Origin of the sequence: Pseudomonas sp. RGM 3321, from assembly GCF_022836805.1 — a bacterium.
In the GTDB taxonomy this organism is placed as follows: domain Bacteria; phylum Pseudomonadota; class Gammaproteobacteria; order Pseudomonadales; family Pseudomonadaceae; genus Aquipseudomonas.
Map to the genome: position 1 here is coordinate 95,480 of NZ_JALHBH010000121.1, position 12,363 is coordinate 107,842.

The following is a 12,363-nucleotide window of genomic DNA, read 5'->3' on the forward strand; positions in this document are numbered from 1 at the left end:
TATTCCTCAGAGCTGGCCAAGTACACCTTCGACCAGGTAATTCATGCTCTCCAGGGCGATGTCGGTCTGGCCTAGTGACACACCATCGGCAATCACCACTGCGCCTTTGTTGTCCTTGAGCGGGCCTTTGAAGATCACGAACTGCCCTGCCATCATTTGCGCCTTGATGGCATCCGCTTGCTGTTTGGCGCCGTCAGTCACCGAGGGCCCATAGGCGGACGTTTTAACGAAGCCTTCCTTGAGCCCGCCACGCAGGAAGTTGATCATCGGCGCGCCGCTCTGGGCTGCCGCGACGTGAGCACGATAAGGCGTTTCCCAATTCCATTCGGCACCGGTCAGGTAACCTTTGGGTGCCAGCGCAGCCTGGCTGGCGTGGTAGCCACAGGTCATGACACCGCGCTTTTCAGCCGTCTCGACGATCACCTTGGGGCCGTCGACATGACAGGTCAGCACGTCACAGCCCTGGTCGATCAGGCCGTTGGCGGCTTCTGCTTCCTTGACTGGCAGCGACCAGTCACCGGTAAAGATCACCGTGGTCACGATGCTCGGGTCGACCGAGCGTGCGCCCATGGCAAAGGCATTCAGGTTGCGCAGCACCTGAGGCACAGGCTTGGCAGCCACGAAACCGAGCTTTTTGCTCTTGCTCATGTGCCCGGCTATCACGCCGTTCAGGTATTGCGCTTCGTCGATGTAACCGAAAAAGCTGCCCGCGTTGATCGGGTCCTTACCTTTCTGCCAGAGGCCGCCGCAATGCGCGAAGCGCACGTCCGGGTACTTTTTCGCGACCTTGACCACATGCGGCTCAAAGTAGCCGAATGAAGTCGGAAAAATCAGTGTTGCACCGTCCTGACGGATCATGGCTTCCATGGTCTTCTGCACGGCCACAGTCTCCGGAACGTTTTCTTCTTCGATCACCTTGACGTTGGGCAGCGTCTTGATGATGGCTGCCGCCTGGGCGTGTGCCTGGTTGTAGCCAAAGTCGTCGCGAGCGCCGACGTAGATAAAACCCACCACCAGTGGCGCATCGGCTGAGTAGGCACGACCAAACGGCAGTGCTGCGCTCAGGCCGATAATGCCCGCCAACTTGATGAAACTGCGACGATCAACGTTCGACATGCGTGCTACCCCTGATCAATGAGCGATGGAAGATGTGTGCGCGGCGCGGTAGGCGCGCCAGCCTTTGAAATCAGTGATGTCCAGCGCGCCCTCAAGGCCTGCTGGCTCACAGATGAAACCCTTGACCCACTGGCCGTCGGCCAATTGCAGAGAACCGATGCCCAATGGCTCGGGAATCGCGGCGACAAACGCCCCGAACAGGCTCAGCGGCATCTCCCAGACCTCGACTTCGATGCGCTCGCCCTGGTCAGGCACACGCACCAGGCCCGGCTTTGGTGGCGAAGTCCCGGCCAGTGCATACAACCGGTAATCTGCGCTGGTGGTTGTGGTACGCAGCAGACGGGCACTGCCTTTGAGCAATTGCCAGTTGAGCGGCTGGCCGACGAGGTGCGCGCCGACAACCGCGACTTGCACAACAGGGCTGTTGCAGGGCAGGGGTGCCATCGCGACGGCTTCGCTCTGGTCTTTCTGGCCGAAGAGCGGCTGCCAGGCTGCGGCTATTTCTGCCAGACGCTGATCGGCACCGGCGGGGCCGATCAGCGTGATGCCCGCAGGTAGCCCGTCGGCACGGCGCTCTGCCGGGATAGCGAGGGCGCACATATTCATCAGGTTGACGAAGTTGGTGTAATAGCCGAGCTGTGAATTGAGCTCGACCGGGTTGGCGAGCACCGCGTCGATGGTCGGCATGCAGGGCGCCGTCGGGACCACCAGCACATCGACCCCGGCCAGCAATTGCTGGGCTGTTCGCGTCAGTTCCGCCAGCCGATAGCGGGCATTGAACGTGTCCACGGCATCAAACGAAGCGGCGCTCTGCAGGATGCCGCGCACCACTGGGTGAATATCGTCAGCATGGTTGGTGAAGAATCTGCCTACCGCTGCCCGCCGCTCGGCCACCCATGGGCCTTGGTACAGCAGGGCCGCCGCTTCGGCGAAGACATCGAAGTCGATGGGTTCGATAGTCACCAGCGGGTCGCTTTGCAGGGCTTCCAGGGTTTTGAGGTAAGCCGCTTGCGCCTGCGCATCACCGAAGAACTCGCAGTGCCGTGGCACCGCGACACGCCGAGCCCTGCGCTGCACAGCCAATGCCTGCACGAGCACACTGGCAGGGTCGAGCGGGTCGTAAGCCGCGATGACCTGCGCCACTTGCCAGGCTTGCAGCACATCCCCGGCAAATATGGACGGGCAGTCCAGCGTGCGACAGGCGGGCACCACGCCTCGGCTGCTGAACAGGCCAAGGCTGGGCTTGAGCCCGACTATACCGTTGAAACCAGCGGGCACTCTGCCTGACCCTGCCGTGTCCGTGCCCAGTGCAAAACTCACGTAGCCACGCGCGACGGCCACCGCCGATCCGGAACTGGAGCCGCCGCTGACGTAGGCCGGATCGTGGGCATTGCGCACGGCACCGTAGGGCGAGCGGACACCCACCAGACCTGTGGCGAATTGATCGAGATTGGTCTTGCCCATCAGGATCGCGCCACTGTCGAGCAGTAACTGTACGACCTGAGCATTTTCCTTGGGCGTGTAGGCGAAAGCCGGGCACGCTGCCGTGGTCGGCATGCCGGCCACGTCAAAATTGTCCTTGACCGCAAATGGCACGCCGAACAGCGGCAGTTGCTCATACACTGAATCGCCCGCTTCTGCGGCTATGCTTTCCAGCGTCTTCGCCCTTTCAAGAAGCTGCGTCACGGGCACGCGATGAATCCAGACTTCCGCCCGGCCATCCGCATCAATGTGCGCCGTCAGGGTTTGCACCAGTGCCGTCAGGGTTGTTTGACCTGAACGTAGCGCCGACTGAAGTTGGGAAATGTCGAGTGCGGTCATAGTGGTGTTCATTCATGTATACAAGATGAGCTGGCACGTTTGCACGTTATGGGCCAAGGTTGGCCGGAGGCGGATTGAAAGGGGATTGGGGCTGTTAGCGAAGTTTATCGACGCCGTCATGCGTCATCTTTGCGCTTGAACGCGGCCATGTGCACAACGATGGATCACGGCATATTCATTGTGCAGGCGGCAGTCGCGTCAGCCGGATAACCGGTTTATCGGTATCCGCTGACATTAATGCGTTTGCCTCAACTCTGGCAGAACCTGATGCGGTTGCCGAACGGATCGCAGACTTCAAGTACTTGGCCCCAGTCCTGCTGAACAATGCCTGGTCGTGCATAACCGTACTGTTTGCCAATCAGCTCATCGCGCAATTGTTCGATGTTCTGAGTGGGAATAAACACCGCAGCCCCTGGGCAGGCGTCGCCGTGATGTTCAGAAAGGTGCAAATGCAGGCCATTGCGGCTGATCCCAAGATACAAAGGTAGATCAGGCTCGAAACGATGCTCGAATTCGACGCTGAAACCGAGAAAGTCGAGGTAGAACTCACGCGCTTTGCGTTCGTCGAACATCCGCAGGATCGGGATGGCACTGTCGAAAGTCACAGTGGCTTGCTCGGTCGTGGACATGGCTATTCCTTCATTGAAAACGATCGATTGTTTGATGTTTGCAGGCGATGCATGTTTGCTGACCCGGACTTGCCATCCAGAGCCTCGGCCTGACGCGGTCAGGCCGCAGGTTTGACCGGGAATGAGACGAAAGGCTTTATCTCCTTCAGGACGAACATGCTCTGCATCTCTTTAATCCCGGGGAGCCTTCTGACCACCGTCATGGCGAAGTCAGCAAACGAATCCAGGTCGCGTGCCACCACCTGAAGCAGAAAGTCGGCATCTCCGCCGATGCTGTAGCACGCCACGACGTTCTCCAGTTGCATGACTTCCTGCTCGAATTTTCTTGCCTCGGCTTCACTGTGAGAATCGATGCTGACTCGAATAAACACCATGACACCCAGCCCGATCTTGCGACGGTCCAGCACCGCTCTGTAACCCAGCACATAGCGATGCTCTTCAAGTTGTTTGACCCGTCGCCAGCAGGGCGAGGCAGACATGCCGATCTGATCGGCCAGGGTCTGATTGGTGATCCGGCCGTCCTGTTGCAGAGCCGTGAGGATCCTCATATCAATCGAGGTTAACGTCGGTGAGGTCATAAATACCGTTACTCCGCCTAGATAGGGAAACTTATACCGATTTCGGCCGCTCAGCCAGTAAGAACAGGTGATTTTTTCCGGCTCCAAGCGCGTAGTATTTTTGAATACGGAGCTTGAGCAGGCTCGGTATTCAAGCTGGCCGTTACATTTCAAGGAGTGCTACATGCTGGATCTGACTCAGGCTCTTACGTACTCGGCAGCGCTGGGCGTTGCCGCGGCCATTCCCGGCCCAGGCATGGCAGCGCTGGTTGCGCGCAGTGTCAGTGGCGGTGCGCTGTCAGGCTTCTGCCTGTTGGCCGGTCTCATCCTGGGGGATCTGACCTATCTGTCATTTGCGGTATTCGGCCTTGCAATGATTGCCGAACACTTCAATGCGTTGTTTCAGGTCGTGCGTTGGGGAGCGGCGATTTATCTGTGCTATCTGGCCTGGCAATTCTGGTTCGCAGACCATCAGGCCATAGAGGTGGGTAGACCGACGAAGAAAAGAGAGCTGCTGTCTGCGGCTGCATCCGGATTGACCATCACGTTGGGCAATCCCAAGACCATTGCTTTTTATCTGGCTCTTTTACCGCTGGTCATCAAGCTGGAAACGGTCTCGTTGCAGACCTGGGGGCTGGTTCTGGTGCCGTTGACCGTGCTGGTGTTGCTTGGCGTCGGTGCAATGTTCATTTTTGCCGCATTGCGCATTCGACATTTATTGTCGAGCGAGCGCGCCCAGAGAAAACTGTTTCGCGGTGCGGCGGCAATCATGGTAGCGGCGGCAGCTTCGATGCTGGTGCGCTGATCTGTCTGGAGGGTAGATGAGGCCGTTGATGGCCTCATCCGGTCAGTCGTTACAGCTCTTTCTTCAAATGCTTTTCAATCTGCTCAAGCGACTTGCCCTTGGTTTCCGGAAGGCACAGGAAGACAAATATCAACGAGCCGACGTTGATGGCCGCAAAGATGAAGAACGTCGGGTTGCCGATGGTATCGACTGCAATCGGGAAGGTGAATGCCACCGATGCGTTGAACAGCCATTGCATCGATACTGCTGTGCCGGTCAGCAATCCTCTCACCTGCATCGGGAACAATTCCGACATCAGCAGCCAGTAAACCGGCGAGATGCACATCTGCATGAACAGCAGGAACACCAGAATGCAGGCGAGGGCGGTGTAGCTCTGGGTCAGGTTCTGCGGCATGAATTGCAACACGCAACCCAGCGCCGCCTGCATCAGGATGACCATTACCAGCCCGGTCATCAACAAGTGACGGCGGCCATAACGGCCAATCGCCCAAATGCCGAGCAGGGTTGCGATAACCGATACCACGCCGTTGCCGATGGTGGCGGTCAGCGCGGCGTTGGTGCCCATGCCGGTATTCTTGAGAATGATCGGCGTGTAATACATAAAGGCGTTAACGCCTGTGAGCTGCGCGGTAAAGCCCAGACCAATGCCGATCAGCAACAACTTGATCACCCAGCCCTGACGCAGCAACTCCCTGGCTTTTGGCCTATGACGAGCCTCCTCGTCCTGCGCTTTCATCTCGTCCACTTCGCGCTGCGCATCCTGCTTGTTGGTGCGCAGTTGCTCCAGCACATCCTGCGCTTCATCGAAGCGGCCTTTGGACGCCAGCCAGCGCGGTGACGGCGGTACGAAGAATGTACCGACCAGCAGCAGCACGCCCGGCACCATGGCGATGGCCAGCATGTAACGCCAGATGCCAGGTGTGTGCAGCAGAGCGGCCATGACTGCGCTTAGAACGTAGGCGAGCAACTGGCCGCTGACGATCATCAGTTCATTACGGCTCACCAGTCGCGCACGCCGCGACGGCCCGGCGATTTCGGCAATGAACACCGGCACCGTAGCCGAGCCGCCACCCACCGCGATACCCAGCAGGAAGCGGGCAGCGACCATGAACGGAATGGAAGGCGCGATGGCTGTGCCCAGTGCGCCAGCAATGAACAGCACCGACAGCAGGCGCAAGGTCAGACGGCGTCCGAAACGGTCGGAGATGTAGCCGCTGGCAAGCGAGCCAAATGCAGCGCCGACGATCAGAGAGGCGGTGATCATTCCTTCGCTGTAGGCATCCAGGCCCAGCCCGCCCTGATCGGTGGGGAGCGTCATGAAAGGCAATGCACCGGCGATGATGCCGGTGTCATAGCCGAACGCCAGCGCACCCATGGTGGCCACGAGTACGGAGATAAAGATGAGTCGATTCGGTGAAGCGCTTTGCCGACCTTGCGGATCGGCCGCTGCTGAGGTGCTACTTGAAGACATGAATCTGAAGTCCTTCGCTTGAAACCAGCGTCGCGCCAGTACGTAGATGTCAGGCTTAGGGCGATGTGTTGCGCGCTAGTTCCCTACAAACCCGGTCGGGATTGAATTCTTGAAGGTGCTCTGCGTGCGAGGATGGCTGAAACGATTAATCGGGTTTGGTCATAATGACCAAAAATTTTCTTTATTCTGGTCAATAAGACTCAGTCTTTTTGACTTATAAAAGCTGCTATCTATTGATTTTAAAGCGGTTTTTATCTGGCACGTGCGTTGCTCTGGTTCCATGAACGAAACTACACACTCTGGAGTGGATCATGCTCAGCACTGCCCATCGCGACATCATCAAAGCCACCGTAACGATCCTTGAAACAGGCGGCGAGGCACTGACCACTCATTTCTATCGCATCATGCTCGATGAATATCCTCAGGTTCGTCCGCTGTTCAATCAGGCCAACCAGGCTAATGGCGCACAGCCACGGGCGCTGGCCAATGCGGTGTTGATGTATGCGCGCAATATTGATCGCCTCGAAAACCTCGGGCCGCTGGCGGCGCAGATCGTCAACAAACATGTCGCGCTGCAGATACTGCCAGAGCATTATCCGATTGTTGGTGCCTGCCTGCTGCGCGCCATTCGCGAGGTGCTGGGCGCGGAGGTCGCAACGGACGCAGTGATCGATGCCTGGGCTGAGGCGTATCAGCAACTGGCTGACATGCTGATCAATGCCGAGCGCGATGTGTATGAAAGCATCGCCGCAGCACCGGGTGGCTGGCGTGGCGGACGACTGTTCAAGGTTGTTCGCAAGGTGCCGGAAAGCAGCGAGATCATGTCGTTCTACCTGCAGCCTGTTGATGGTAAACCGGTCATCGCGCACAAGCCCGGTCAGTACATCGGTATCCGGTTGAACAGCGAACGCGGAGAAATTCGTAGAAATTACTCGCTCTCTGCGCCTGCCAACGGTGTGAGCTATCGCATCAGCGTCAAGCGAGAGAAGGGCGGCGTTGCGTCCGGCTACCTGCACGATCAGGTCGCAGTGGACGACACCGTAGAATTGTTCCCGCCCTCTGGCGAGTTCGTGCTTGTCGAAGGCAGCAAACCGCTGGTACTGATCAGCGGCGGTGTCGGCATTACCCCGACGCTGGCCATGGCGGAAGCTGCGTTGCAGGCAGGTCACCGACACGTCGTGTTTATCCACTACGCTCGTAATGTCAGCGTGCAAGCGTTCCAGGCGGTCATTGATGGCTGGCGCGAGCGGTATGCGCAGTTTGCGGCGCACGTGGTCTACAGCGAAGCTACGGCCGGTGACGCACCGGCAAATACTGTGACGGGGCTTGCTTCGATTGAGCATCTGCAGCAATGGCTGCCGGCGGACAGGGACGTCGAGGCCTATTTTCTTGGTCCGAAGCCGTTCATGGCGTTCATGAAGCGCGCGCTGCACGAGCTGGGTGTTCCGGACGGGCAAAGCCATTATGAGTTTTTCGGCCCGGCTGAGGCGTTGGCCTGAGCGCATTTGAGATGCGCAGAACCGCATGTCTTTTGACGCATGCCCTTAAAAAGGCTGCTTCGAGTATTTTGAACAGGAGGGCACGCCATGAATCTGACCGAGCGATATCGAGCTTATATTGCCTGTCTCAACGAACGCCGCTGGCAGGACCTGGGCGATTTCGTCGACGACGACGTGCAATACAACGGCGAGCGGATCAGCGTGGCCGGCTACCGGACGATGCTGGAAAACGACGTCAGAATTATTCCTGACCTGCGTTTCAACATCGACCTGCTGGTGGTTGAGGCCTCACAGGTGGCTGCCCGCCTGATATTCAACTGCTCGCCGCAGGGTCGATTTCTGGGGCTGGACGCGCATGGCCAGCGTATTACCTTTTCTGAAAACGTGTTTTACACATTCAGCGACGGCAAGATTGTCAGCGTCTGGTCGGTCATTGATAAAGCCGCAGTGGAGCGAGAACTTCGTGGTGAGCCAGCGGCCGCCTTCAGCGACAGAAGCGCCTGAGATTTTCATCGGTGTGCAGCTGATCAGCGCATCTTTTCCGGCACGCTCGTCGAAGTAGCGGCATTTCAGGGCACTCCCCGGTGGCAGCGCAGTCTTTTCTAGACACTCTCACCCGGCGGAGCCCGACATGATCACTGTCCACCACCTGAACAACTCACGTTCGCAGCGCATTCTGTGGCTGCTCGAAGAACTCGACCTGCCCTACGAGATCAAGCGTTATCAGCGCGACCCGAAAAGCAACCTTGCACCGCCTGAACTCAAGGCTGTGCACCCGCTGGGCAAATCGCCGGTTATTCAAGATGGCCCACATGTCGTCATCGAGTCCGGTGCCATTATCGACTACCTGATTCGCCGTCATGGCGACGGCCGACTGCAACCGGACCCTGCCAGTGCCACCTACGATGAGTATGTGCAATGGCTGCATTTCGCGGAAGGCTCGGCCATTCTCCCGCTGATGCTCAACCTGTACGTCGGACGTCTGGGGGACGCGGGTGCGCCGCTGCACCCTCGTATCCAGTCGGAGCTGGCCAATTATCTGGGTTACCTGAACGACTCTCTGGGGTTGACGCCTTATCTGTTGGGAGAAGAACTGAGTGGCGCGGATATTCAGATGAGCTTCATTGGCGAACTCGCCAAGGCTCAGGGAATGCTGCAGCCGTACCCGAACGTGACGGCGTGGGTTGAAAGACTGCAGAGCAGGACTGCGTACCGCAAGGCTTTGGAGCAGGGCGGGGAATATTCTTTCGCCAAATAGTTGCGGTCATCGTTCCGCACGCTCCAGCGTGGGAATGCAGTACTCGACGCTCTGCGTCGCCAAGGCGCGCACGTGGCGGGTCAGCCTTCGGACGGGCTGGTCGAGTCCTGATCCGCTTCGGCCGCCAGCTTCAAGCGGTCGGACTTGCTGATGTATTTGGCCTTGCTCTGCGGGGCCAGTTTGGCGATGGCCTTTTTGGCGTGGGCTTTCAGTAGCTGCTGTATTTTTTTACGACGATTCATGCTCTTCAACTCGCGTGCAGATGCGCGAATGATATCAGCTGGAATATCGGCTCATACAAGCGTCGATTACCCTCCGCTTCCAACCATCTGCCACAACGACGCACCAACACCGGTGATGCTCTCTCCGGCAATCAGGCCTGCCGCCGCGGTAATGGCAAAGCGTTCTGTAAGGGACGGCCAGCGACAGTTCACCAGCCAGGTGAGCACTGCGCCAAGGGCCATCATCAGAGACACTGAGGCTGGCAGGACAAAAGCCAGGCCCAGGGCGGCGGCGCTCGGCATGTACCGGGTGCGATGGGCGGGCAGCGTGCTGTCGAGGATGCCCAGCAATAACCCGACCAGCCCGCCGATGAAAATCGCCCAGCGGATGCTCGCCGACAGCGAATCCAGACCGTGGGTCAGCGTTTGTGCGACGGCTTTCCAGGTGGCTACTGCGGGGGCGGGCCATTCTTCGGTAAGCAGCATCGATTGCGGGTCCGGAATCAGCGCCATGTAAGCCAGAACTCCGACGATGCTGCCGACGAAAATACCTAGTGTCTGGGCGATCAGCTGTTTACGCGGCGTGGCGCCAATCGCCCGGCCGACCTTGAAGTCGTTCATCAGGTCCGTGCATTGCCCGGCAGAACCTCCGGCTGTGTTGGCGCTCATCAGGTTGATCGGCACCTGCCCGGGCGCAACGATGCCGAAGCTCAGTTGCGATAACTGCCCGATAGCCCCGATAGGGGGAATGCCGGTGGCACCGACCACTCGAGCCGCCACGGCTGCGAGACAGATTGCCAAGGGAATGGTCAGCAATGCCATCCACAGATTGATACCGAATAACAGCGCCTGCAGGCTAACCACCAGCAAAATCGCCAGCGCAAAACCGACGGCAGGCCCGGCCTTGGGCACTGACCAGGCCGTCTTGCCACTGGCTCTGGTGGATTTGTGCAATGCCCACAAACGAATTGCCAATGAGGCCAGGGTCGAGCAGACCATCAGGCTCACGCCCGGCCACAGCAACCATTCCACCAGCGCGGCGAACTGCGGGCCGCTGCTGTCGGACGGCAACGTCACCAGCCCCTGTTCCAGCAGCCACGGCCCTACGCCGCCCCAGGCCAGCAGAGCACCGAGCAGCAGGGTCATGCCGACGCGAATGCCTATAATTGCGCCGAACCCCACCAGCAATAGCGAAGGGTCGGCGGTAAAGGTCAGACGCTCCAGGTGAGCGCTTGGCGACCAGCGCGGGAAGGCCCATATGAACGTGTCGACCCACTTGGCCAGCGCAGACAGCAACGCGGTGCTGAGCAGCACCTTCAAGCGTATTGCGGCTTCGCGCCCATGGTTGTAGATGTGTAGCAGGGTTTCCAGAGTGGCCACGCCTTCGGGGAACTTCAGCGATGTGTCATTGAGCAGTGACGGCCGCAAATACCAGGCAATCCAGATCCCCAGAAAACTCACCGAGAAAACCCAGGCGATCATCGGGATGGCGTCCAGTTGCTGGCCTGTCAGCAAGGTATAAGCCGGAATCGGCGCGACCAGCCCACCGGAAATGATCGACGCAGCGGCCGAGGCGACCGTCTGATTGATGTTGCTCTCATGCAGCGTCCACGGCAGTTGCCCGGAAGAGCGCTTCGACAGCCCTTGCCATATCGCATAGCCGATCAACAAGGCGATGATCGACATGTTGAACGACCAGCCGATCTTCAACCCGGCGTACACATTGGAAGGCGTCAACAGGATACCGAGCACAACCCCGGTAATCACCGCGCGTAGACTGAGCTCACGCTCGACAGGGCTGGCAAGAGGGGTCGATGGTGAGGTCGAAAGCATGCGAATTCCTTTCGGCAATGAGACAAGGCAACCTATAAAGTGAGCGCCATATCGGCCGAAGGTTCATATGGCAGGCTTCGTTGTGTAGTGGCGTTAAGGCATCCATTTGTTTTAATTTTCGTCGACCGGTTACACAGGGTGCCTGTTGCAGGAACATCAGATACCAGACTGTTGGAAGGATATCGCCACGCGCCCTCTGATGAATCACAGGCGGTGAACCAGAATATCCAGCCCCTCTCCAGTGTGTGGAATCTGGTAGTAGCGTGTGATCAGTCTGAACTCCGCATCTGTGGCCGCAAAGTCATGCTCGGCTCTTTGGTTGCGAGCATGCAGTCTGGCAAGGCAAATATCATCTTCCACGTCGAGATAGTGCAGTCGATGCTTAACCTGCGCGTCTTCAGCCAGGCTGCGAAGCCACTGGCGGTCGGCGAGCGTATTGGCAGGGAAATCCAGAACCACGCACATGCCGGACTTCAGCATGTCGATGACCAGAGGGCCGATGATGTCGCGAATCCGATGGGCCAGGCGCACGTAGTCCGCCACTGATTTGATCTCGTCAGGGTAGAGCCGGGAGAGCCATTGATCTTCACTCAGCAGGATCGCTGAGTGCTCGGTCGCGATTGATTTTGCCAGTGTCGATTTACCGGATGCGATCTTGCCGCACAGGAGGTGAAGTCTGGGGGCGAGCATCAAGGCGTGTCCTTTTCCAGTCGTAAGCTGTGCATTCCTGAACAGAGGTGAGCCCATACCCAGCGGGAGCCTGTCAACCAAGCACATTCAGCCCATCATTGAAATGGCACGCGCGATCATCACCGCCAATGTTTTCCGGCAGGAAAGCGGTGAGGTCGTAGGGCAGAAACAGCGTGTCCAGCGCCAGAGAGAACGGCACGTCTATCAACCAGGGCCAGGTCGATGTCACATCTTTAGTACCCCATGCCCAGCCGTGCCGTGTACCGGGATAGACGCAACGCTCACCATCGAGGTGATACATCAGGCTCCAGCAGCCGCTCAGTGAGATGGCCGTAGCGAGTAACAGGCATTGCTTGAACATACATTCCCTTGTTTTGGCGTCGACGCAAAGTGTGCTTCATTCTACCCAACTGCCCTGACAGGGAACCAGGCGACGTCGAGTCTGGATCAAAAAAGGCGACTC

The 12,363-nt window shown here is 58.4% G+C and carries 13 protein-coding genes; 4 read left to right on the forward strand and 9 right to left on the reverse strand.

Annotated elements, in window-relative coordinates; genetic code table 11:
- Positions 1-6: 6 nt before the first annotated feature.
- From RGM3321_RS25940 to RGM3321_RS25955, 4 genes are all read right to left on the reverse strand, one after another.
- Positions 7-1,116 (reverse strand): BMP family ABC transporter substrate-binding protein, encoded by a 1,110-nt coding sequence (locus RGM3321_RS25940; RefSeq protein WP_244395426.1) that lies wholly within the window; start codon positions 1,114-1,116, stop codon positions 7-9.
- Between the two features lie 15 nt (positions 1,117-1,131).
- Positions 1,132-2,937, reverse strand: coding sequence for an allophanate hydrolase (gene atzF, locus RGM3321_RS25945; protein ID WP_244395427.1), 1,806 nt, complete (start codon positions 2,935-2,937; stop codon positions 1,132-1,134).
- A 248-nt stretch (positions 2,938-3,185) separates the two neighbouring features.
- Positions 3,186-3,566: a glyoxalase superfamily protein gene (locus tag RGM3321_RS25950; RefSeq protein ID WP_244395428.1), complete on the reverse strand. Its 381-nt coding sequence runs from the start codon at positions 3,564-3,566 to the stop codon at positions 3,186-3,188.
- 98 nt (positions 3,567-3,664) lie between these two features.
- The gene (locus RGM3321_RS25955) at positions 3,665-4,144 is read right to left on the reverse strand and encodes an Lrp/AsnC family transcriptional regulator (protein WP_244395429.1); all 480 of its coding nucleotides are present in this window, start codon (positions 4,142-4,144) and stop codon (positions 3,665-3,667) included.
- A gap of 163 nt (positions 4,145-4,307) precedes the next feature.
- On the opposite strand from RGM3321_RS25955, the gene RGM3321_RS25960 reads away from it, so the two are divergent.
- Positions 4,308-4,928 (forward strand): LysE family translocator, encoded by a 621-nt coding sequence (locus RGM3321_RS25960; RefSeq protein ID WP_244395430.1) that lies wholly within the window; start codon positions 4,308-4,310, stop codon positions 4,926-4,928.
- A gap of 49 nt (positions 4,929-4,977) precedes the next feature.
- Here the strand turns inward: RGM3321_RS25960 and RGM3321_RS25965 are convergent, their stop codons facing one another.
- Positions 4,978-6,399: a sugar porter family MFS transporter gene (locus tag RGM3321_RS25965; RefSeq protein WP_002552378.1), complete on the reverse strand. Its 1,422-nt coding sequence runs from the start codon at positions 6,397-6,399 to the stop codon at positions 4,978-4,980.
- 311 nt (positions 6,400-6,710) lie between these two features.
- Here RGM3321_RS25965 and hmpA point away from each other — a divergent pair, with 311 nt between their 5' ends.
- The 3 genes from hmpA (at position 6,711) to RGM3321_RS25980 (ending at position 9,156) form a co-directional block, all read left to right on the forward strand.
- Positions 6,711-7,898: an NO-inducible flavohemoprotein gene (gene hmpA, locus RGM3321_RS25970; RefSeq protein WP_244395431.1), complete on the forward strand. Its 1,188-nt coding sequence runs from the start codon at positions 6,711-6,713 to the stop codon at positions 7,896-7,898.
- An 87-nt stretch (positions 7,899-7,985) separates the two neighbouring features.
- Positions 7,986-8,402, forward strand: coding sequence for an ester cyclase (locus RGM3321_RS25975; RefSeq protein ID WP_244395432.1), 417 nt, complete (start codon positions 7,986-7,988; stop codon positions 8,400-8,402).
- A 127-nt stretch (positions 8,403-8,529) separates the two neighbouring features.
- Entirely contained in the window at positions 8,530-9,156 is a 627-nt protein-coding gene (locus RGM3321_RS25980; protein WP_244395433.1) for a glutathione S-transferase, read from the forward strand.
- An 80-nt stretch (positions 9,157-9,236) separates the two neighbouring features.
- Here RGM3321_RS25980 and RGM3321_RS25985 read toward each other — a convergent pair whose 3' ends face one another.
- The 4 genes from RGM3321_RS25985 to RGM3321_RS26000 all read right to left on the reverse strand — a co-directional run bounded on the left by RGM3321_RS25985 (position 9,237) and on the right by RGM3321_RS26000 (position 12,261).
- On the reverse strand, positions 9,237-9,398 hold the full coding sequence (locus tag RGM3321_RS25985) for a DUF2986 domain-containing protein (protein ID WP_244395434.1): 162 nt from the start codon (positions 9,396-9,398) through the stop codon (positions 9,237-9,239).
- 66 nt (positions 9,399-9,464) lie between these two features.
- Positions 9,465-11,210 (reverse strand): OPT family oligopeptide transporter, encoded by a 1,746-nt coding sequence (locus RGM3321_RS25990; protein ID WP_244395436.1) that lies wholly within the window; start codon positions 11,208-11,210, stop codon positions 9,465-9,467.
- 204 nt (positions 11,211-11,414) lie between these two features.
- A complete protein-coding gene (locus tag RGM3321_RS25995) occupies positions 11,415-11,900 on the reverse strand; it encodes an ATP-binding protein (protein ID WP_244395437.1) in 486 nt (161 codons plus the stop codon).
- 73 nt (positions 11,901-11,973) lie between these two features.
- Complete coding sequence (locus RGM3321_RS26000; RefSeq protein ID WP_244395438.1) at positions 11,974-12,261, reverse strand: YceK/YidQ family lipoprotein; 288 nt, start codon at positions 12,259-12,261, stop codon at positions 11,974-11,976.
- Positions 12,262-12,363 lie beyond the last annotated feature (102 nt).